The 19561-nt window shown below is 62.2% G+C and carries 20 protein-coding genes; 10 read left to right on the top strand and 10 right to left on the bottom strand.

The window, feature by feature from the left end:
* Positions 1–18: 18 nt before the first annotated feature.
* Positions 19–1209, bottom strand: a complete 1191-nt coding sequence (locus tag QF092_RS04510) for a phosphoglycerate kinase (protein ID WP_281468023.1) — start codon at positions 1207–1209, stop codon at positions 19–21.
* 149 nt (positions 1210–1358) lie between these two features.
* Between QF092_RS04510 and QF092_RS04505 the strand changes: the two genes are divergently transcribed.
* Both QF092_RS04505 and QF092_RS04500 read left to right on the top strand, forming a co-directional pair.
* The gene (locus QF092_RS04505; RefSeq protein WP_281468021.1) at positions 1359–1868 is read left to right on the top strand and encodes a peptidylprolyl isomerase; all 510 of its coding nucleotides are present in this window, start codon (positions 1359–1361) and stop codon (positions 1866–1868) included.
* The gene (locus tag QF092_RS04500; protein ID WP_281468019.1) at positions 1858–2466 is read left to right on the top strand and encodes a peptidylprolyl isomerase; all 609 of its coding nucleotides are present in this window, start codon (positions 1858–1860) and stop codon (positions 2464–2466) included. The genes QF092_RS04505 and QF092_RS04500 overlap by 11 nt, the downstream gene beginning before the upstream one ends.
* Positions 2467–2535: 69 nt before the next feature.
* Here QF092_RS04500 and QF092_RS04495 read toward each other — a convergent pair whose 3' ends face one another.
* From QF092_RS04495 to QF092_RS04485, 3 genes are read right to left on the bottom strand one after another with little or no spacing between them, the layout of a single operon-like run.
* Positions 2536–3516, bottom strand: a complete 981-nt coding sequence (locus QF092_RS04495) for a methyltetrahydrofolate cobalamin methyltransferase (RefSeq protein ID WP_281468018.1) — start codon at positions 3514–3516, stop codon at positions 2536–2538.
* A 14-nt stretch (positions 3517–3530) separates the two neighbouring features.
* Entirely contained in the window at positions 3531–4451 is a 921-nt protein-coding gene (locus QF092_RS04490; protein ID WP_281469767.1) for a methylenetetrahydrofolate reductase, read from the bottom strand.
* Between the two features lie 25 nt (positions 4452–4476).
* A complete protein-coding gene (locus QF092_RS04485; RefSeq protein ID WP_281468015.1) occupies positions 4477–4779 on the bottom strand; it encodes a virulence factor in 303 nt (100 codons plus the stop codon).
* Positions 4780–5057: 278 nt separating this feature from the next.
* Between QF092_RS04485 and QF092_RS04480 the strand changes: the two genes are divergently transcribed.
* Positions 5058–6197, top strand: a complete 1140-nt coding sequence (locus QF092_RS04480; protein WP_281468014.1) for a Ppx/GppA phosphatase family protein — start codon at positions 5058–5060, stop codon at positions 6195–6197.
* On the top strand, positions 6194–6931 hold the full coding sequence (locus QF092_RS04475; RefSeq protein ID WP_281468012.1) for an RlmE family RNA methyltransferase: 738 nt from the start codon (positions 6194–6196) through the stop codon (positions 6929–6931). The genes QF092_RS04480 and QF092_RS04475 overlap by 4 nt, the downstream gene beginning before the upstream one ends.
* 75 nt (positions 6932–7006) lie before the next feature.
* Here QF092_RS04475 and mepK read toward each other — a convergent pair whose 3' ends face one another.
* Positions 7007–7576 carry a peptidoglycan L,D-endopeptidase MepK gene (mepK, locus tag QF092_RS04470; protein WP_281468010.1) on the bottom strand — a complete coding sequence of 190 codons (570 nt, stop codon included), beginning with the start codon at positions 7574–7576 and terminating at the stop codon, positions 7007–7009.
* A 324-nt stretch (positions 7577–7900) separates the two neighbouring features.
* On the opposite strand from mepK, the gene QF092_RS04465 reads away from it, so the two are divergent.
* The 4 genes from QF092_RS04465 to QF092_RS04450 are packed head-to-tail and all read left to right on the top strand — an operon-like array spanning position 7901 to position 12123.
* Positions 7901–9514, top strand: a complete 1614-nt coding sequence (locus tag QF092_RS04465) for a L,D-transpeptidase family protein (protein WP_281468008.1) — start codon at positions 7901–7903, stop codon at positions 9512–9514.
* Between the two features lie 36 nt (positions 9515–9550).
* A complete protein-coding gene (locus QF092_RS04460; protein WP_281468007.1) occupies positions 9551–10660 on the top strand; it encodes a UDP-3-O-(3-hydroxymyristoyl)glucosamine N-acyltransferase in 1110 nt (369 codons plus the stop codon).
* Positions 10661–10669: 9 nt separating this feature from the next.
* On the top strand, positions 10670–10930 hold the full coding sequence (locus QF092_RS04455) for an acyl carrier protein (protein ID WP_281468005.1): 261 nt from the start codon (positions 10670–10672) through the stop codon (positions 10928–10930).
* On the top strand, positions 10927–12123 hold the full coding sequence (locus QF092_RS04450) for a beta-ketoacyl-[acyl-carrier-protein] synthase family protein (RefSeq protein ID WP_281468003.1): 1197 nt from the start codon (positions 10927–10929) through the stop codon (positions 12121–12123). The genes QF092_RS04455 and QF092_RS04450 overlap by 4 nt, the downstream gene beginning before the upstream one ends.
* A 64-nt stretch (positions 12124–12187) precedes the next feature.
* On the opposite strand, the gene QF092_RS04445 is transcribed toward QF092_RS04450, so the two are convergent.
* Positions 12188–12820 carry an invasion associated locus B family protein gene (locus QF092_RS04445; RefSeq protein WP_281468001.1) on the bottom strand — a complete coding sequence of 211 codons (633 nt, stop codon included), beginning with the start codon at positions 12818–12820 and terminating at the stop codon, positions 12188–12190.
* Between the two features lie 434 nt (positions 12821–13254).
* Here QF092_RS04445 and QF092_RS04440 point away from each other — a divergent pair, with 434 nt between their 5' ends.
* On the top strand, positions 13255–14823 hold the full coding sequence (locus QF092_RS04440) for a helicase HerA-like domain-containing protein (RefSeq protein WP_281467999.1): 1569 nt from the start codon (positions 13255–13257) through the stop codon (positions 14821–14823).
* Here the strand turns inward: QF092_RS04440 and QF092_RS04435 are convergent.
* From QF092_RS04435 to QF092_RS04420, 4 genes are read right to left on the bottom strand one after another with little or no spacing between them, the layout of a single operon-like run.
* A complete protein-coding gene (locus tag QF092_RS04435; RefSeq protein WP_281467997.1) occupies positions 14820–16136 on the bottom strand; it encodes an HlyC/CorC family transporter in 1317 nt (438 codons plus the stop codon). The two genes, QF092_RS04440 and QF092_RS04435, sit on opposite strands and share 4 nt — an antisense overlap.
* Before the next feature lie 52 nt (positions 16137–16188).
* On the bottom strand, positions 16189–17142 hold the full coding sequence (locus QF092_RS04430; protein WP_281467995.1) for a site-specific tyrosine recombinase XerD: 954 nt from the start codon (positions 17140–17142) through the stop codon (positions 16189–16191).
* Positions 17139–18680, bottom strand: a complete 1542-nt coding sequence (locus QF092_RS04425) for a hypothetical protein (protein ID WP_281467994.1) — start codon at positions 18678–18680, stop codon at positions 17139–17141. The genes QF092_RS04430 and QF092_RS04425 overlap by 4 nt, the downstream gene beginning before the upstream one ends.
* Positions 18670–18804 (bottom strand): hypothetical protein, encoded by a 135-nt coding sequence (locus tag QF092_RS04420; RefSeq protein WP_281467992.1) that lies wholly within the window; start codon positions 18802–18804, stop codon positions 18670–18672. Before QF092_RS04420 ends, QF092_RS04425 begins: the two co-directional genes overlap by 11 nt.
* A 214-nt stretch (positions 18805–19018) precedes the next feature.
* On the opposite strand from QF092_RS04420, the gene QF092_RS04415 reads away from it, so the two are divergent.
* A complete protein-coding gene (locus tag QF092_RS04415; RefSeq protein WP_281467990.1) occupies positions 19019–19561 on the top strand; it encodes a shikimate kinase in 543 nt (180 codons plus the stop codon).

Raw genomic sequence — 19561 nt, 5'->3', positions numbered from 1 at the left:
GCTGCGCTTTTTTCCGGGTCATTGCATCAGGGCCGATACGCCGGGCAATTCCTTGCCTTCCATCCATTCGAGGAAGGCCCCGCCTGCGGTGGAGATGAAGGTGAAGTCGGCGGCGGCACCTGCGGCATTGAGGGCGGCAACCGTATCGCCCCCGCCCGCGACGGAGACGAGCTTGCCCGCTCGGGTCAGCGCAGCGGCCACCTTGGCGGCGGCATTGGTGGCGGCGTCGAAGGGGGTGATTTCGAAGGCACCGAGGGGGCCGTTCCAGATGAGGGTCTTGGACGCCTCGAACACTGCCGTCAGGGCGGCGACGGTGGCGGGGCCTGCATCAAGGATCATGGCATCGGCAGGGCAGGCGGTGGCGGCGACGGTTTCGCTGGCGGCACCGGCCTTGAATTCGCGGGCGACCACGACATCGACGGGCAGGTGGATGGTGCAGCCTGCGGCCTTGGCCTTGCCCAGAATTTCGCGCGCGGTGTCGGCCATGTCGCGTTCGGCGAGCGACTTGCCGACCTCAACCCCTTGGGCGACGAGGAAGGTATTGGCCATGCCGCCGCCGATCACGAGGTGATCGACCTTGGTGACAAGGTTGCCAAGAAGGTCGAGCTTGGTCGACACCTTGGCCCCACCAACAACGGCCACGACGGGCCGGACCGGAGTGCCGAGGGCGGCATCAAGGGCCTTGAGTTCGGCCTCCATCAACCGACCTGCGGCGGCAGGCAGAAGGTGCGCGATTCCGGCGGTTGAGGCATGGGCGCGGTGCGCGGCGGAAAAGGCATCGTTGACATAGATATCGCCCAGCGCAGCCAGATCGGCGGCCAAGGCGGGGTCATTCTTTTCTTCACCCGCGTGGAAACGGGTATTTTCCAGAAGGACGACATCGCCGAGTTCCGCCGCCGCTATGGCCGCTTGGGCAGGTGCGCCAATGCAATCTTCGCCGAAGACCACCTTGCGCGACAAGGCGGCGGCAAGGGCGGGCTGGACATGGCGCAGGCTCATCTCAGGCACGATTTTGCCTTTTGGGCGGTCGAAATGGGCCAGCAGCACGGGCTTGCCACCACGGGCGATGATGTCTTCCACGGTGGGCACGATCTTTTCGATACGGGTCGCGTCGGTGACGCGGCCTGCCTCCATCGGCACGTTGATATCGACGCGCAAAAGCACGGTCTTTCCTGCGAGTGCCACGTCATCAAGCGTCTTCCAGCCCATTGCTGCCTCCATCACCGGGGTCGTGCCCCTCTTTCCGCCGCTTCGGCCCGCCCGTCAACCGTGCCGCAGGGGGGGAATGCCATTCGCCCTTCCCTTGCCGCCCTTGCAACAGTAGGTTCCCGGCCAGACAAAACCGGAAGGACAGCCCTATGGCCGACATCAAGGATCCCGAAAACACGATCATCCTGACGCTGAAGGACGGCGAAGTGGTGATCGAGCTTCTTACCGATATCGCCCCGAAACATTGCGAGCGCATGAAGGTTCTGGCCCGCGAAAAGGCCTATGACAATGTGGCCTTCCACCGTGTGATCGACGGCTTCATGGCGCAGACGGGCGACGTGGAAAACGGGAATATGGAGAAGGATTTCAACCTGCGTCGTGCGGGAACGGGTGGGTCGTCCTATGACGATCTTCCGGCGGAGTTCAGCCGTATCCCGCATGATCGCGGCACCTTGGGTGCGGCGCGGTCGGCCAATCCGAACAGCGCCAACAGCCAGTTCTTCATCAACTTCACCGACAACCATTTCCTGAATGGGCAATACACGGTCTATGGCCGCGTGATTTCGGGGATGGCGCATGTGGACAAGATCACGCGGGGCGAGCCGCCAGCGACTCCCGATCGCATGATCACGGTAAGGGTGGCGGCCGATGTTCTCTGATCGCGTCATTGTTGCCGGGCTGTTTGCCGTTGGTTTGGCTGTGGTTGGCGGCTTTGCCCTGAGCCAAAGCGCTGTGGCGCAGGATGTGGTCGATGGGCCGGGTCCGAATCTGGTGATCGAGGTGGCGGGGTCTGTGACGGGGACTGTCGTGATCGACATGGCCTCGGATGTGGCGCCGAACCATGTGGCCCAGATCACCCAACTTGCCAAAGATGGGGCTTATGACGGCGTCGTGTTCCATCGGGTAATCGACGGGTTCATGGCCCAAACGGGCGATGTGGAATTTGGCAGACAGGGCGGCGATCTGTCGATGGCGGGGATGGGCGGGTCGGCCATGCCCGATCTGGCGGCTGAGTTTTCCTCGATGCCCTTTGATCGGGGCGTTGTGGGCATGGCGCGGTCGATGAACCCCAACAGCGCGAACAGCCAGTTCTTCATCATGTTCGCCCCTGCACCTCATCTGGACGGGCAATATACCGTTGTCGGCCATGTCGTGTCGGGGATGGATGTGGTGGATGCGATCAAGAAGGGCGATCAGGCCGCGAATGGCGCAGTGGATGCACCTGATTACATGGCCAGCGTGACCGTGATCGAATAAGGGCGCGCCCTTTTCGGAAAAGCAAAAGGCCCTGCCGGATGGCAGGGCCTTTCTTCTGATGGGGGGTCCTCAGGCGCGGGCGCGGCGGCCGCCACGGCGGCCACTGGCGGCCTGCGAGGCGGCGGCGGAGGCTTCGGCAAAGCTCAGCCCGCCTTCGACGGCTTCAAGCACTTTGGCAAAACGAATCCATTCGCCGCCGTTCGGATCGTGATTCATCAGGAAGTTTGCAGCGCGGATCGCTTCCATTTCCTGCTGACGCACCGGGTTCATGATGGCGCTGGTCATGCCTGCGCCGATGGCCATGGGCAGGAAGGCCCCGTTGATCCCGTGGCGGTGCGGCAGGCCAAAGCTGATATTCGACGCACCGCAGGTGGTGTTGACGCCCAGTTCGTCACGCAGGCGGCGGACAAGGGCAAAGACCTGCTGACCGGCCGAGGCCATGGCACCAACCGGCATGACCAGCGGATCGACCACGATGTCATGTGCCGGGATGCCGAAATCGGCGGCGCGTTCGACGATCTTCTTGGCCACGGCAAAGCGGACATCCGGGTCGGGCGAGATGCCGGTGTCATCGTTCGAGATGGCGACGACGGGGACGTTGTACTTCTTGACCAGCGGCAGGACGAGTTCGAGGCGCTCTTCCTCACCCGTGACCGAGTTCAGCAGGGGACGGCCTTCGCAGGCGGCAAGGCCTGCCTCCAGTGCGGCGGGGACCGACGAGTCGATGCAAAGCGGCACGTCGACCGTTTGCTGAACGATTTCGATCAGCGCCTTCATCAGCGGGGGTTCGACAAAGTTGTTGTCGGCATAGCGCGGGTCTTCGGCCATCTTGTTGGTGAAGACGGCACCAGAGTTCACGTCGAGCACGGTTGCGCCACAGGCGACCTGTTCCAACGCGTCCTTGATGACGGTGTCGTAATTCCCGGCTTCAAGTTCGGCGGCAAGTTTCTTGCGGCCTGTCGGGTTGATGCGTTCACCGATTACGCAGAAGGGTTCATCAAAGCCGATGATGACGGTTTTCGTTTTGGATTCGAGGACGGTACGGGTCATCGGGGAACCTTTTTTCAAGCGTTGGCCGGACGGCCCGAGGCGCCGCCGTTTTCGGTGGTCCAGGTGGCATTGGTCTTGATGCCGCCGAGGGGGAAGAAGTGGACGGATTCGATCCCGAAATCCGGGTTCTTGGCCTTGTGCGCCGCCAGCGCCCCCACGAATTCGGTGGGTTCATAGGGCAGCAGAAGCTTGGTCACATCCATCGCCCGCTTTTGCAGGACGCGCAGGGACGGGCCGACGCCGCAGGCGATGGCGAATTTGATCAGCGTCTGGAGTTTTGCGGGGCCTGCGACGCCGATATGGACGGGCAGGGCGATCCCTTCCGTCTTGAGCCGATCCACCCAAGCGATGACGGGGTCGGCCTCAAAGCAGAACTGGGTGGCCATGGCCATCTTGGCATCGGTGCGTTCGGCGAAGGCGGATTTCCAGCGCGCAGCTTCCATCACCATGCGGTCCGACCCATCGGGATCGATATCCTTGTTGCCCTCGGGGTGGCCCGCCACATGCAGACGTTCGAACCCGTCAAAGGCACCCGATTCCAGAAGCTGCATGGAGGTGTGGAAATCGCCCACGGGCTGTGCCACGCCCCCGGCAAGGATGAGGCCCTGCTTCACATCCGCCTCGCCCTTGTAGCGGGCGACCCAATCCTGAAGCGTGGCTTTGTCCTTGATGATGCGCGCCGGGAAATGCGGCATCACGGGGAAGCCTTCGGCATTCAGGCGCTTGGCGGTGGCGACCATGTCTTCGATCGGGGTGCCATCGATATGGGCGATGTAGACGCGGGTGCCTTCGGGCAGGATATCGCGGAGGTTTTCCACCTTTTCGGCGGTGCGCGGCATCACCTCGATGGAGAAGCCCTTGAGGAAGGCCTCCAACTCGGAGGGCGCAGTGGCGACAGGGGCAGTGGCTTCGCGACGGAAGTTGAACAGGGCCATCAGGCTCTCCCTCAGGGTCATGGTGTCAGGCTTTCGCCCAACCCTCGGCGTCAATCAGCGCTTTGAGGCGCGCGGTGTCGTATTCGGCTTCCAGCCGCGCCGCTTCGGTCTTGGCGATCTCGTCCTGATCACCCTCAACTTCATACGGTGCGGCTTTGCGCCATTCGGCGAGGTAGCTGTCGGTGTCGCGCGCGCCCACTTTCATGGCGCAGCGGTCGATGGCCTGTTCGAACCGTTCCGTCAGTTGCACCTTGGACCCACGCCGCCCCTTGCCCACGATGACCTGGGCTGGGATGTCGCGCCAATAGACGATGGTGACTTCGGGCATTCGATTCCCTCGCGTTGTGTTGACCCCGTTGATAGCGCCGATCCCCGACAGCCGATGTCGGTTTTCGACATGGTGCGCGCGGAAGGCGACCCGGCCTTCCGGCCAAGCGGAGATAGCGCAAATGCGCCACGCCTGCGACGGGGGCGGTGGGAAAACGGCCTGAAAAGTTTTCATGCAAATCATGAGGCGATGCGAAAGCGTCATCGGACTGTCACCTGTGCTTGCCTTGGGGGGTGAAAGGCGGCTACCATCGGGTCAACCACAGATGGAGGGCGGTTATGACGCCCGAGCGTCCCCGGAGGGCGGACGCGATCCCGCAGCGCAAGGCTGCGCCCGAGGGCGTGTCGCCTGCGGTCGAACCGTCGCCCTCCTTTCCGCTGGGGGCGGGCACGCTTTATGCGGCGCTCGACCTTGGCACGAACAGTTGCCGGATGCTGATTGCCCAACCGAAGGGCAGTCAGTTTCAGGTTGTGGACAGTTTTTCAAAGACTGTCCAATTGGGTGTGGGGCTTGAAGCCTCGGGCCGGTTATCGCGCGCCTCCATGGGGCGCACGGTCCAAGCCTTGCGCATCTGCCAGAAAAAGATCGAAAAACACGGCGTCCGGCGCATGCGGTTGGTGGCGACAGAGGCCTGCCGCCGCGCCCGTAACGCGAAAGAATTCATCCGGCAGGTGCGGCGCGAAACAGGGCTCTCGCTGGAAATCATCGCGCCCGAGGAAGAGGCGCGGCTGGCCGTCATCTCTTGCGCGCCGCTGGTTAGCCCGCGGACAGAGCAGCTTTTGGTCGTGGATATCGGAGGCGGATCGACGGAGTTGGTCTGGATCGACCTGTCTGCCGTGCCGCCAGAAGAACGCGCGCGGTCGATCATGCGGCTGCATCGCGGGTTTCAGCCGCAGGGGGAACAGGCGGCGCGGGTGGTGGACTGGATTTCGGTGCCGCTTGGGGTGGCCACGCTGAAGGACCAGTTCGGTGATGTGGAGGATGACGCCGCGCGCTTTGCTTTGATGTCGTGGTTCTTCGAGGAGAACCTTGCAAGCTTTTCCCCCTATAACGCCCAACAGGCGCGGGACGGGTTTCAGATCATCGGCACCAGCGGGACAGTCACGACGGTGGCGGCCAGCTATCTCAATCTGCGCCGTTATGACCGCACGAAGGTGGACGGGTTGCAGATGACCTCGGACCAGATCGATCTGGTGATCCGGGAATATCTTCAGCTCGGCCCGGAAGGGCGGCGTACCGATCCGCGTATCGGGCGGGACCGGCATGCCTTGATCATGTCGGGGGCGGCTATCCTTCAGGCCCTGATGCGGATATGGCCGACGGATCGCCTTTCGGTGGCCGATCGGGGCCTGCGCGAAGGGCTGCTTTATGCACAGATGAGCGCGGATGGCGTTCTGGAAGATGGGCCTTATGCATGACGACTGGCAAGAACACATCGGGGCGCGGTCAGCGCGAATTGCGGGTCCGGGTGAAGACGGCGAAGGGGCGGAAGCTGTCTTCGACGCTGTGGCTCGAACGGCAGTTGAATGATCCTTACGTGCAGCGGGCCAAGAAGGAAGGCTATCGCGGGCGCGCGGCCTTCAAGATTTTGGAGTTGGATGACAAATACGGCTTTCTAAAGCCGGGCGCGCGGGTCGTGGACCTTGGTTGCGCGCCGGGCGGGTGGTGCCAGGTTGCGGTGGTGCGGGTGAATGCGCTGGGGCAGAATCCGAAGAAACCCGTGGGAACGGTGCTGGGCGTCGACTTGCAAGAGGTGGAGCCGATCCCGGGGGCAGAGCTGCACCAGTTGGATTTCCTGTCGGATGACGCGGATGACAAGGTCAAGGGCTGGCTTGGTGGTCGCGCCGATGTGGTGATGAGCGACATGGCCGCGGCGGCCTCGGGGCATAAGGCGACGGACCATTTGCGCATCGTGGCCTTGGTCGAGGCTGCGCTGGCCTTTGCCTTCGATGTGCTGGAGGACGGGGGCACCTTCGTGGCCAAGGTTCTGGCCGGAGGGGCGGAGAATGAGATGCAGGCGATGCTGAAGCGGAATTTCCGCAAGGTGGCGAATGTGAAGCCGCCTGCCAGCCGGTCGGACAGTTCCGAGAAATTCGTTGTCGCGATGGGTTTCCGCGGGCGCGAGAGCGATCCGAGCAGCAGCGAGGCCTAAGCCTTTTCGGGATCTTTCGTGTGAAAAATCTAAGGCGTGAGCATTCTTCGTAGGAAGGCGCTTCGCCCTAACCGGTCAACCGCCCCAATGGCGCACAGGGCCGCAATCCATATGGACAAAGTTCGACCGAGAATAGCGACCGACGCCGCCCGAAGCGCAAGCCTCTGCCGCGCGGGCCATCTGGCCGACCGAGCGGGATTTCAGGCGAAGGTCAGCAGCCTGCCCCTTCATGTGCAGCGAATTGCGCGCCACGCCGCGGGATTTGGACCGGAGCATGGCATTGGTCGCCGGGCTGCGATATCCCGACAGCAGCATATAGGGTTCCGACACATCCATCAGGTTGTGCGCCGCCGCCATGATATCGATCGTACGGGCATCGATGTTGGTGCGGTCATTCGACCGCCAATCGCGCATGAAGTGATTGATTTCTTTCAAAACTTCCGGGATGTATTCGCCTTCGATCCAATAGATCGTGTCAAGGCTTTCGCCCGTGCGGCCTGAATACATGCGGATGCGGCGAATATCGCCCGCCCCGCGCAAAAGGCCGAAGGCGTTGGAATAGGTCGGTGCCGCTGCCACAACAGTTGCCGCAAAGACACCCAGCAATCCCCGCCGCGTGACCCCAAGTCCGTTCGAATTTGCCATTCTGACGTCTGTCCCCGGTAAGTCGTCGCCGCCTTTTCACAGCAGCTTTCGTGCCACTTTTTCCCCAAGCGCCACGAAGTTATGGCACAGGTCGATTCGTCGCCCAAGCGTGGATTGACGCTTTCGAGGGCAGTCTGCGCCCAATCGGCAAATTTTCGCTGAACGGGCCAAGTGCGCTGGATGGAGGCCGCTCGCCCTAGGGTTGCCGGATTTCGAACATGGTAACGACATCGGCATGGTTTCCCGTGGGAAGCTGATGGACTCCCCGGTTCGAATCGAACAAATTGCGAGATATCAAGGATTTTACGAATTTTGAGGTTCGTGATGCGTGGTGATGGCTTGGGTTGGACGCGGGGCCGCAAGGTTGGGGCCGCGGTGGTGCTATCGCTGACCCTTGGCCTTTCACCTGTGGCGGCGCAAGAGGCACCGGCGCCGTTCGCGCAGGCCGTGGCTGTGGCCCTTGGCGGCGATCAGGTGCTTTCGTCCTATTACGCTGCACGCGACCATCGCACGCTTTGGACGGGTCCGCAGGATGCAGCACGGCGCGCGGCCCTATTTTCCGCCTTGGATGGGGCGGCTGCGCATGGCTTGCCCATAGCGCGGTATGATGCGGCGGCATTGCGCGCGGCTTTTGCTGCAGCGGTGACCGAAGGGGATCGCGGGCGGCTAGAGGTGCGGATGACTCGCGCCTTCCTGACCTATGCGTCTGATGTGGCGACGGGGGTGTTGGACCCCGAAAAGGCCGATCCGGGTATTCATCGCACGGTCACCCGCCTTGACCCGCTTGCGTTGCTGGCCGTGGTCGAGGCGGGGGATGCGCAGAAATTGCTGCGCGAGTTGCCGCCCGATGCGCCAGAATATGCGCGCCTGATGAAAGAAAAGCTGCAGATCGAAAGCCAGATCGCCAAGGGTGGCTGGGGGGAAGCGCTGCCTCTTGCGCCGCTGCAGCCGGGGGCGGAGGGGGCCAATGTGGTGCGGCTGCGCGACCGTTTGGTTGCGATGGGATATCTGCGCCATTCGGTGACAGCGGTCTATGATCGTGAGGTGCAGGCCGCGGTGCAGCGTTTTCAGATCGATCATGGGCTGACCGCCGATGGCGAGGCCGATGTGGAGACGCTGGCCGAGATCAACGTCACGCCGGAAGAGCGGGTGAAATCCATCGTCGTGGCCATGGAACGGCTGCGCTGGATGCACGATGTGGAACGCGGCGCGCGGCATATTTGGGTGAATCTGCCGGATTTCACGGCCAAGATCGTGGATCATGGCAAGGTCACCTTCCAGACCCGGTCGGTAATCGGAAAGAACGTGCCCGATCAGCGCAGCCCGGAATTTTCGGATGAAATGGATCACATGGTCATCAACCCGTCTTGGGGGGTGCCACGGTCCATCATCGTGAAGGAATATCTGCCGCTGTTGCAGCGCAACCCGAATGCCGTCAGCCATCTTCAGGTGATTGACCGCAACGGGCGCGTCGTGCCGCGCGGGGCGGTGAATTTTGCGTCCTATTCGGCGCGCAGCTTTCCTTTTGGGCTGCGCCAGCCTCCCTCGGACGGTAATGCCTTGGGGAAGGTGAAGTTCATGTTCCCCAACCCCTATAACATCTATCTGCATGACACGCCCGCGAAGGACCTGTTCGATCACGAGGTGCGCGCCTACAGCCATGGCTGCATTCGCCTGGGTGACCCCTTCGACTTTGCCTATGCATTGCTTGCCGCGCAAAGCGACGATCCGAAGGGACTGTTCCATGCCCATCTGGACAGCGATCGCGAAACCGTTGTTCGGTTCGAGGAAAAGCTGCCTGTGCATCTGGTCTATTTCACGGCTTGGCCCACGGCGAAGGGTGAGATGACCTATCGGCGCGATATCTATGGGCGGGACGCCCGGATATTCGAGGCGCTGACCGAGGCCGGGGTGGCTTTGGTCGACGTTCAGGGGTAATCCCTTGGGCAGAATGCCCGACCGGAGACCTTTATCATGGCCCACACGATCCGCGATATCGCAGCAGCCCTTGGCGCTGAAGCGGTGGGTGATCTTGATATTGTGGTGGGCCGCGCGGCAGAGCCGCAGATGGCGGGGCCGGATGCACTTGCACTTGCGATGGACCCAAAATACGCGCCGGGTCTGGCGAAAGGGCAGGCGCGGGCTGCGCTTTTATGGCCGGGGGCGGATTGGCAGGGTCTGGGCCTAAAGGCCGCGATCTTTGCGCCGCGCGGACGGCTGGCGATGGCGGGGCTGAGCGTGATGATGGACCCCGGTCCGATGATTGCGCCGGGTCTCCATCCGATGACGGTGATCGATCCTTCGGCAGAAATCGGCGAAGGCGCGGCGATTGGACCTTTTGTCACCATTGGTGCGGGGGTGATGATCGGGAAAGGCGCGCGGATCGCATCGCATGTGTCCATCGCGGAAGGGGTGCGGATCGGGGCGGATGCCCTGATCCTGCAAGGCGCGCGGATCGGTGCGGGGGTCACCATCGGGGATCGGTTCATCTGCCAGCCCGGTGCAGTCGTGGGCGCTGATGGATTTTCATTCGTGACGCCCGAAAAATCAGGGGTCGAGGAAATCCGCGAAACATTGGGTGAGAGGACAGGGTTCACAGCCCAAAGCTGGACCCGGATTCATTCGCTTGGGGCGGTCACATTGGGTGATGATGTGGAATTGGGGGCCAATGTCTGCATTGATCGGGGCACCATACGCGATACGGTGATCGGGTCGGGGACCAAGCTCGATAACCTTGTGCATATTGGGCATAATGTGCAGGTCGGGCGGGATTGCCTGTTGTGCGGTCAGGTGGGCATCGCCGGATCGGCCCGGATCGGTGATCGGGTGGTGATGGGCGGGCAATGCGGGGTAAATGACAATATCTTTGTGGGCAATGACGTGATTGCAGGCGGTGCAACGAAGATTTTCACCAATGCACCGGCGGGACGGGTTCTTTTGGGCTATCCGGCCGTGAAGATGGAAACGCATGTTGAGATGCAAAAGGCCCTGCGGCGCTTGCCGCGCCTTGCCGCCCGCGTGGTGGAATTAGAGCGGATCGTGCTTGCCCCGCGCCCGGATCAGTCCGGGGAAGAAGACGCGTAGGAGGCGGCGATGGAGGTGCGCGACAGAGTTATCGCGATCATCGCCGAAAAGGCGGTGCTGGCCCCTGCGGATGTGACGATGCAGAGCAGTCTGTCAGAGTTGGGCGTCGATTCCTTGGCCATGGTCGAAGCCATCTTCGCGATGGAAGAGGTCTTTGACATTTCCATCCCCTTCAACGCCAACGACCCGAATGAGGGGCGTTTCGACATCTCGACCGTGGGAAGCATCGTGGCTGCGGTAGAGGAACTTCTGGCGCAGAAAGTTACATGAGGCGCGTGGTTGTGACCGGCGCGGGGACGGTGAATGCACTGGCCCATGATGTCTCGGGCACGCTTGCCGCCTTGGCGGCGGGGCGATGCGGCATTGCCCCGTTGCAGATGCAGGATGTGGAACGGCTGTCCGTGCGTATCGGGGCCGCAGTTACCGGATGGGATGCGGCGCAGCATTTGACGCGGGCGCAATTGGCTTCGACCGACCGTTTCGCGCAATTTGCGCTGGTGGCGGCGGCGCAGGCGATGGCGCAATCGGGGCTGGAGGTTGGTCAGGGCCATGATTGTGGTGCGATCATCGGAACCTCTGGCGGTGGTCTTGGCACATCGGACGCCGCCTATCGCGCGGTCTATGCCGAGGGAAAGAACCGCGTCGCACCCCTGACAGTGCCGAAGCTGATGCCCAATGCGGCGGCAGGGCAGATGTCGATGGCGTATGGACTGCGCGGGCCGGTCTTTGCCTTGTCCTCGGCTTGTGCCAGCGGCAATCACGCCATCGGATTGGCCTGTCACCTGATCCGTAGCGGTGCTGCGCGGGCGATGCTGGCTGGTGGGGCAGAGGCAATGCTGTGCTTTGGCGGGATCAAGGCATGGGAAGGGCTGCGCGTCATGTCTGAACGCGCCTGCCGACCGTTCAGCCTGACGCGGGACGGCATGGTGCAGGGCGAGGGGGCGGCGGTCTTCGTTCTGGAAGAACGCGAAGCGGCCTTGGCGCGGGGGGCGCCCATCCTTGCCGAGGTGATCGGTTTTGCCATGACTTCGGATGCAGGCGATCTGGTTGCGCCTTCTCAGTCGGGGGCAGAGCAGGCGATGCGCGCGGCTTTGGCCGATGCCGGGATTTCCCCGGAGACGGTGGGATATATCAACGCCCATGGCACCGGAACGGCGGCAAATGACCGGACAGAGGCCGCCGCGATCCGTGCAGTCTTTGGCACTGCCCCACCGCCTGTGAGTTCGACCAAAGCGATGCATGGGCATGCCATGGGCGCGACGGGGGCGATTGAGGTTTTGGCCTGTCTTTTGGCGTTGCAGGATGGGGTGCTGCCGCCGACCATTGGGTTCGAAGCGCAGGATCCTGATTGCGATCTGGATGTGGTGCCCAATGTGGCGCGGAAGGCCGAGGTTGGGGTGGCCGTGTCGAACAGCTTTGCCTTCGGAGGGCTGAATGCGGTGCTGGTCTTGGCTCGGCCTTAGGCCGGCATGAGAAAGGCGCGCCAAGCCAACGGCGCGCCATCCCTGATTTACGGAAAGTCGTGAGTTATGGCGCCGGGGCCTCTTCGGCAAGGGTGGCTTTCACGGCCTCAAACCCAGCGGTGAAACCTGCCAGCGACACGTCAAGCGAAACGGTCTGATCCGGCGCGACGGCGGGCACGATTGTCAGCACGGCCTTGTTGCCTTTGCGGAAGGCTTCCACCTCTTCGGCGGTGAAGCCCACGCGTGCAACGCAGCCAACCTGCGAGCAGAAGGTGAAGGGATAGATCTTGGGCTGCGCCGCATCGATGCCAAGGCGCAGGCCCTGCGTCAGCAAGGTTTCCAGCGGGACGATGATGGTCGCGCCTGCCGCCGCCTCGCCGCCTTCGGGCAATGAGAAGAGGCCGATCTCGGCAACAGAGGTGCCCTGACCGTCTTTCAAAAGTTGATAAAGCTGGCAAGGTTCAGCGCCACTTTCGACGCGGATGCAGCGTAGTTCCCAATCGCTGAAAGCTTCTTTCACATAGGTGGACCCCGGACCTTCAGCCGGGCTTTGGCCCATCGACAGGCCCTCAGGGGATGCGGCATCGGCCACCGGGGCATCGGTGGTTTCCTGCGCCAAGGCAAGGCTGCCGCCAAGCAGCGTCAGACCAAGCGTAAGGGCAAAGGATGCGCTACGGGGAAGAGAGAGCAATGACATAGGTCCAACCTCATGTGATTTGAGGCGGGCCTTAGCATGACGGGGGCAAACTGTCAGGCCCCATTCGCGTGATGGGCAAGGCTTGGCGCAGCGACTGGGAGGAGAGGACAGGCGCAAAAGAAAAGGGCCGGTTGCCCGGCCCTTCGCTATATTATTTTTTGCTCCCTGTCGGACTGGCCGACTTCATGACGGGACGCTAAGCGGGATTGCGTGGCCCGTCAACAGGGAATCTGAACAACTCTTTGCCTGAAAACATTGGGGAATTTTCGTCCTTTCGGTCAAAACTTTAACACGCGCTGACGCCCCATTGATCTTTGAAGGCTAAGGGGGCGGCTTTGGGTGCCGGAAGGCTGGAAAGCCCGAACGAAGCATGTATCTTGCGACTATGGGGCCGTTGCAGCGAGGGTGGCGGTACAGGTGGGAAGGGGTATCACATGACGGATCAGCCAAGCATCTTTGTGGGGGGCGGAGGTGATGCCTATGCTTTGCCACAACAGCTTTTGCTGAAATATGCCAATCGTCATGGGCTCATTGCGGGTGCGACGGGGACGGGCAAGACGGTGACGTTGCAGATTTTGGCCGAAGGGTTTTCGGCGGCGGGCGTGCCAGTGTTCATGGCGGATGTGAAGGGTGATCTGTCCGGTCTGGCGGCAGCAGGGACCGATGCGCATAAACTGCATACGCCCTTCATGGAGCGGGCGGCCAAGATCGGACTTCAGCTGACCTATCGCAGTTTTCCAGTCACCTTCTGGGATATGTTTGGCGAAAAGGGCCATCCCATCCGGGCGACCGTTGCGGAGATGGGGCCGTTGCTTCTGTCGCGCCTTCTGGAACTGAGCGAGGCGCAGGAAGGCGTTCTGAATGTGGCCTTCCGGTTGGCGGATGAAGAGGGTCTGCCGCTGTTGGATATGAAAGACCTTCAGGCGCTGCTGGTTTTTATCGGTGAGAATTCCGAGGCAATATCCACCCGCTATGGCCTTGTCGCGACGGCATCCATTGGGGCAATCCAGCGGCGGTTGCTGGTGCTGGAAAACGAAGGAGGCGCGAAGTTCTTTGGCGAACCAGCGCTGGACCTTGGCGACCTGATGCTTGTGGATGCGAGTGGGGCTGGGCGGATCAATATCCTTGCGGCTGACCGTTTGATGAATTCGCCCCGGCTTTATGCGACCTTCCTGCTGTGGCTTTTGTCCGAACTGTTCGAAACGCTGCCTGAAGTGGGAGACCCGGAAAAGCCCAAGCTCGTTTTCTTTTTCGATGAGGCGCATCTTCTGTTTTCTGACGCGCCCAAAGCGCTGATTTCGAAGGTAGAGCAAGTGGCGCGGCTGATCCGCTCTAAGGGGGTTGGGGTTTATTTCATCACCCAAAACCCGGCTGATGTGCCGGAAAACATCCTTGGGCAGTTGGGCAACCGGGTGCAGCACGCGCTGCGCGCTTTCACGGCCAAGGATCAAAAGGATCTGCGGCTTGCGGCCGAAACCTATCGGCCCAACCCGCGTTTTGCCACGGAAGAGGCGATACGCGATGTCGGCACGGGCGAGGCGGTGACCTCGATGCTAGAAAACAAGGGCATTCCGGGCATTGTGGAGCGGACGCTGATCCGCCCGCCCAGCAGTCAGTTAGGGCCGATCGATCCGGCCTTACGGGCGCAGTTGATGGTGCAATCACCTCTGAAGGGGAAATACGACACGGTTGTCGACCGCGAGAGCGCCTATGAAAAGCTGCGTGCGCGGGCCGAGGCTGCGGCCCGTGCTGCAGGCGAAGCGGCCACGCCCGCGCCTTCCCCTTGGGATCGCGCCGCATCCTCAGAGAAGGATGACGGCTATCGCCGCGCCCGCCGCTATGATCCGGACCAAGAAGAGGCACCCGCCGCGCGCCGCACCACAAGCAGCCGAAGCGATTCCATCGGCACCGCCTTCGCCAAGAGTTTTGCCCGGCAATTGGGGACGAAGTCGGGTCAGGCGGTGGTGCGAGGTATCCTTGGGTCGTTGTTCCGCAGCCGCTAATGTGCCTGCGCGCGTTCTATTGCGCGCAGCCTCAGGCGTGTAATGCGGTTTTCGCGCTTTTGGACCACTTCGAAGCGGAAGCCGTGGAAGATGAAGGCCTGCCCCTCTGCTGGGATCATCTGCGCCTCGTGGATCACAAGGCCGGCGATGGTGTTGGCCTCGTCATCGGGCAAGGTCCAATCCATCGCACGATTCAGGTCTCGGATCGTCATGGCCCCATCGACGATGTAATCGCCGCCTTCGACCTGAGACAGGCCGCCATCCTTGGCCACAACATCGAATTCGTCGGTAATTTCGCCAACGATCTCTTCAAGGATGTCTTCCAGCGTGATCAATCCTTGGAGCGCGCCATATTCATCCACCACCAAGGCGAAATGGGTGCGCCGTTTCAGGAATTCGCGCATCTGTTCGTCAAGCGTCGTCGTCTCGGGGATGAAATAGGGTTTCATGGCAACCTTGACGATATCGAGATCGGAGAGGTTGCCGATATTGCCCTCACCATCGCCGCGCACCAGACGATCCACCTCGCGCAGAAGGTCCTTGGCATGGATGACGCCAAGGATGTTGTCATCGCTTTCGCGGAAGATCGGCAGGCGGGTATAGGGGGAGGCCAGCGCCTGTGTCAGAATCTTTTCGGGCGTGTCATCGGCATTGATCATCTCGATCTGCCGACGGTGGCGCATGATTTCATCCACCGTGCGATGGGTCAGGTCGAGCGCGCCGAGAAGGCGGTCGCGCGCATCCTTTTCCACTGCGCCTTCGGAATGGCCCAAGGCGATGGTTCCCGCGATCTCTTCGCGCATCGCTGTTAGACGGCCCTCTTCATTGCCGGTGACGCCGAAACTCCGCAGGATCACCCGGACAAGAGCGCGCACGATGGTGATGACAGGCGAGAAGACGATGATCATCAACCGGATCACCGGTGCAACCCGGCTGGCCACAGGTTCGGGGAAGGTGATGGCCAAGGTCTTGGGGAGCACCTCGCCAAAGACGAGAACCAGCGCCGTCATCACCAAGGTGGCCAAGGCGACGCCCGAATCCCCGAAGAGCCGGGTGAACAGCGCAGTGGCAAGCGAGGCGGCAAGGATATTGACGATGTTATTGCCCAGAAGAAGCGCCCCGATCATGCGTTCGCTGTCTTCGGTCACCCCCATTGCTATGGCGGCACCGCGCGACCCCTTATCGGCCTGCGCCTTGAGCTTGCCGCGGGACGATGCCGTTAGCGCCGTTTCCGACCCGGAAAAGAAGGCCGAAGTGCAAAGCAGCACAAGGATTGCCAGTGCCGTGATCCAGAAGGCGGCATCGAGTGTCATGGAAGGTCCGTTTCTTGTTGCGCGGGCATCATGGTCAAGGATGACGGCAGGCTCAAGCCTTAGGCGATACGCGGGCGAGGGGGTGATGTTCCAGCACCAGTTCCTTGAGGTGTTCGTCAAGGACATGGGTGTAAATTTCTGTCGTGGCCACATCGGCATGGCCCAGCAAAGTCTGGATGACGCGCAGATCGGCCCCGCCTGCCAGAAGATGGGTGGCGAAGGCATGGCGCAGGATATGGGGGGTCACGCGCGATGGGGACAGGCCCGCCTGCACGGCCATGTCCTTAACCAGTAGATGGAAATGCTGCCGCGTCAGATGCCCCGCACTGCCCGATCCGGGAAAAAGGTGGCGAGAGGGGGGGCGACCCTTGCGGCGCGCGGCGTCTTCCATCCGGTCCCAAGTGGCCAGCCATTCGGCAAGCGCGGCGCGGGCGGGGGCGGAAAGGGGAACCATGCGTTCCTTGCCGCCTTTTCCGCGGACAAGGATCATGCGCGGGTCTCCACGGACGGCGGCCACAGGCAGCGACACAAGTTCGGAAACCCGCAAGCCAGTGGCGTAAAGAAGTTCCATAAGACAGCGGTTGCGCAGTCGGTCTTCGGGGCTGCGGCCCAGATCGCGGGCGGCGGCGAGAAGGCGGTCCACCTCTGCCTCTGTTAACGTCTTCGGCAGCCGCTGGGTCGCCCCCGGCCCCTTGATGCGCAAGGCGGGGTTGTCGTCGCGCCAGCCTTCTTCATGCGCGAAGCGATAGAGTTGGCGCAAGGCGGACAAGCGGCGGGCGCGGGTGGATTTCGAAAGGCCCTCTGCCTCGCAGGACACGATATAGGCTTCCACATCCGCGCGCGAGGCGGTGGCGAAATCCTTTCCTTGCCGAGCCAGCCATCCCATCGCATCGGACAGATCACGCCCATAGGCCAGCCTTGTGTTACGCGCGGCATCGCGTTCGGCTGCGGCGGCTTCGAGAAAGGTGGAAATCCATTGGCTGTCTGCACGCGGGGCCACGGTCATCCCCGCCGTTCCAGCAGGACGAGTTCAAGCGCGGCGCGTCGGGCAGCCTTTTCCATGCCGACCTCACGCAGAAGGGACAGGCCATCGGTCACCCCGTCCAGATCGCCCTGCACACCACGTTCGATTTTTTCGACGGCAATCAAGATCGCCTCGCCGATCCGGCCTTCATTCACGAGTTGGCGCAGGTCCGACTCGATGGCATGGCCAAGGAAGGCAGGGGCTATGGCACGGGCAAGGCTGTCTGGCGGGGTCAGACCGACCAAGTTGCCCTTGGCCAGCGCAACGAGAAACGCCTCGCGCGGGTTGGTGGGCTTGTGGTTTGCGGCGACTGAGTCGAATTCGGGCGACAAAAGCCCCACGGCGAAGGCAATCGCTCCGGCTTCACCGGTGAAGGGGATCGATGAGAGGCGGCGGCCATAAAGATCGGCGAAGGGCACCTCAAGCTCTTGGTCCGTCATTAAGGCCCAGATTTCAGGCAGGATGCGGGCGATGGCATCCTGATCGCCCTTGTTCAAAGCGGCCTCGAAGCGTTGAAAGGCGGAAACGCGATCCCAAACCCCACCCGACGCAGCGGCACGGCGTTCTGTATAAAGCCCAAGCAGGACATTGGGCGAAATGGCCCCGGCACGGGCCAGACGTTCGGCCGCCTCGACCTGCGACTTCCATCCGGCCTGAGGGCGCAATTCGGCATGGGCGAAGGCGATGGGAAGGGTCATGGTCGGTAGTGGTTCGCCAATCGCCTCGAACATCCGCCACGCGAGGGGCGTCACCCGTGCGGGGCTGGGCAGGGGCGGTTCCCCTTCGAAGAGATCAGGGTCGAGAAAGCGCGACAGAAGCGCGTCCTCTTCATCGGTGATATAGCCCAAAGCCTGCCCGGTGCGCAGCGTCAGCGCAGCGGCATTCCAGTCGCCCGAGCGTGCCAGGCAAAAGATGCGGGCGGGGAATGTGGGGGCAAGGCCCGGCGATTCCACCATGATGCGGCATCCCCGGTCTTCTTCCCCGGTCAGCAGGGCGACGTCAAAGCTGCGCCGGAAAAGACCGGGGTCGCGGCTCCCTGCCGCATCCAGCAAGGCCCGCGCCTGATCAAGGGCGCCCATATCAAGAAGCTTGTCCACCCGTGCGGTCAGCAATATCGCGGCTGTCCCGGCATCGGCGGGAGGAAGCGATTCCGCCAGAAGAACAGTCAGCAAAAGGCCGCGCAGCGCAGGCAAGCTGTCAACACGTTCCGCAGTCAGAAGTGCCGCGATATCTTTTGCCCGACCCGGCCCCCAGAGATTGGCGGGCAGACCCGTCACCTTGGGCGGCAACAGACCCACGGCATCGGCGGATGGCGCGCCGATCACAGTGACATTGACCGATCCTTGTGTGACGCCCGTCGTGGACGTTGGCCGTGCTGGATCAACGGGCTGGGGGGCTGGCAGGGCCACGGATTGCGAAAGCCAGTCGATCGCGGATAGGGGCTCTTCCGCCTGCAAGGGTTGGGGCACCAAAAGGGCAAGCCCCAGAAGGATCGCGATAGGGCGTGCCTCAATCGGCATTCAGCGTCACCGGAACCTTCACTTCACCCTGATCGGGGCTAAGATCGGCGATATAGGCAAAGCCCGTCAATCCGATGATGCCCAGGATCGCCAGAACGAAGATGGCCTTGATGATGCGACCCATGCGCCTTGCCTCGTTTATTATTGCCGCCGCTTTACGCGACGCTTGATCTTTGCAGCCGTCCGGTCGGGCAACCCGCATTCCTGCCGCCACCCGCCCGGCTTGCCACGATTATATATGGCTTTCGTGGCGAGTTCACGCCATTGAAGGAGAAAGGATGTGACTGTGGACGGGCGGAAATGCGCCGGACACGCAAAGGTGAAGCAGGCATCGGGGCATGCGGCGGCTTAAGAAGACGGTTGTGATGGTGGGGATGATGGGGGCGGGTAAAACCGCCGTCGGCACGGCGGTGGCCCGCGCCTTGTCTGTTCCCTTCCTTGATTCGGACGAAGAGATCGTCAAAGCCGCCCAACGCAGCATCGCCGAGATTTTCGAACGCGACGGCGAGGCGTTTTTCCGTGCCCGTGAAACAGAGGTTCTGGCGCGGCTTCTGCGCGGCGCGCCTTGTATCCTTTCCACCGGGGGCGGGGCCTTTCTGTCCGAAACCAACCGGAAACTTGTGCAAGAGGCGGGGGTTTCGGTTTGGTTGCGGGCTGATCTAGACCTTTTGTGGCAGCGGGTCCGGCATAAGACGACGCGGCCCTTGCTGCGCACGTCCAATCCGCGCGACACCCTGCGTCAGCTTTACGAGGCGCGCGTGCCGGTCTACAGCCTTGCCGAAATCGTGGTGGACAGCGCAGCCGATCTGTCAATCGATGACATGGCGGCCAAGGTTGTCGCGGCCTTGGCGCTGCGCAAGGATGTTCTGGAAGGGGAATGA

Origin of the sequence: Fuscovulum ytuae, assembly GCF_029953595.1 — a bacterium.
Classification (GTDB): domain Bacteria; phylum Pseudomonadota; class Alphaproteobacteria; order Rhodobacterales; family Rhodobacteraceae; genus Paragemmobacter; species Paragemmobacter ytuae.
This window is presented reverse-complemented; position numbering and strand designations above follow the sequence as displayed.

What these genes read in the sequence shown, in the direction of transcription:
- QF092_RS04475 (WP_281468012.1), top strand. Translation starts at nt 6,194, where the DNA reads ATGACGACTGGCAAGAACACATCGGGGCGCGGTCAGCGCGAATTGCGG.
- QF092_RS04490 (WP_281469767.1), bottom strand. Translation starts at nt 4,451, where the DNA reads ATGGCCCTGTTCAACTTCCGTCGCGAAGCCACTGCCCCTGTCGCCACT.
- QF092_RS04440 (WP_281467999.1), top strand. Translation starts at nt 13,255, where the DNA reads ATGACGGATCAGCCAAGCATCTTTGTGGGGGGCGGAGGTGATGCCTAT.
- QF092_RS04415 (WP_281467990.1), top strand. Translation starts at nt 19,019, where the DNA reads ATGCGGCGGCTTAAGAAGACGGTTGTGATGGTGGGGATGATGGGGGCG.
- QF092_RS04455 (WP_281468005.1), top strand. Translation starts at nt 10,670, where the DNA reads ATGGAGGTGCGCGACAGAGTTATCGCGATCATCGCCGAAAAGGCGGTG.
- QF092_RS04420 (WP_281467992.1), bottom strand. Translation starts at nt 18,804, where the DNA reads ATGGGTCGCATCATCAAGGCCATCTTCGTTCTGGCGATCCTGGGCATC.
- QF092_RS04425 (WP_281467994.1), bottom strand. Translation starts at nt 18,680, where the DNA reads ATGCCGATTGAGGCACGCCCTATCGCGATCCTTCTGGGGCTTGCCCTT.
- QF092_RS04505 (WP_281468021.1), top strand. Translation starts at nt 1,359, where the DNA reads ATGGCCGACATCAAGGATCCCGAAAACACGATCATCCTGACGCTGAAG.
- mepK (WP_281468010.1), bottom strand. Translation starts at nt 7,576, where the DNA reads ATGGCAAATTCGAACGGACTTGGGGTCACGCGGCGGGGATTGCTGGGT.
- QF092_RS04480 (WP_281468014.1), top strand. Translation starts at nt 5,058, where the DNA reads ATGACGCCCGAGCGTCCCCGGAGGGCGGACGCGATCCCGCAGCGCAAG.
- QF092_RS04500 (WP_281468019.1), top strand. Translation starts at nt 1,858, where the DNA reads ATGTTCTCTGATCGCGTCATTGTTGCCGGGCTGTTTGCCGTTGGTTTG.
- QF092_RS04445 (WP_281468001.1), bottom strand. Translation starts at nt 12,820, where the DNA reads ATGTCATTGCTCTCTCTTCCCCGTAGCGCATCCTTTGCCCTTACGCTT.
- QF092_RS04495 (WP_281468018.1), bottom strand. Translation starts at nt 3,516, where the DNA reads ATGACCCGTACCGTCCTCGAATCCAAAACGAAAACCGTCATCATCGGC.
- QF092_RS04485 (WP_281468015.1), bottom strand. Translation starts at nt 4,779, where the DNA reads ATGCCCGAAGTCACCATCGTCTATTGGCGCGACATCCCAGCCCAGGTC.
- QF092_RS04450 (WP_281468003.1), top strand. Translation starts at nt 10,927, where the DNA reads ATGAGGCGCGTGGTTGTGACCGGCGCGGGGACGGTGAATGCACTGGCC.
- QF092_RS04460 (WP_281468007.1), top strand. Translation starts at nt 9,551, where the DNA reads ATGGCCCACACGATCCGCGATATCGCAGCAGCCCTTGGCGCTGAAGCG.
- QF092_RS04430 (WP_281467995.1), bottom strand. Translation starts at nt 17,142, where the DNA reads ATGACCGTGGCCCCGCGTGCAGACAGCCAATGGATTTCCACCTTTCTC.
- QF092_RS04435 (WP_281467997.1), bottom strand. Translation starts at nt 16,136, where the DNA reads ATGACACTCGATGCCGCCTTCTGGATCACGGCACTGGCAATCCTTGTG.
- QF092_RS04510 (WP_281468023.1), bottom strand. Translation starts at nt 1,209, where the DNA reads ATGGGCTGGAAGACGCTTGATGACGTGGCACTCGCAGGAAAGACCGTG.
- QF092_RS04465 (WP_281468008.1), top strand. Translation starts at nt 7,901, where the DNA reads ATGCGTGGTGATGGCTTGGGTTGGACGCGGGGCCGCAAGGTTGGGGCC.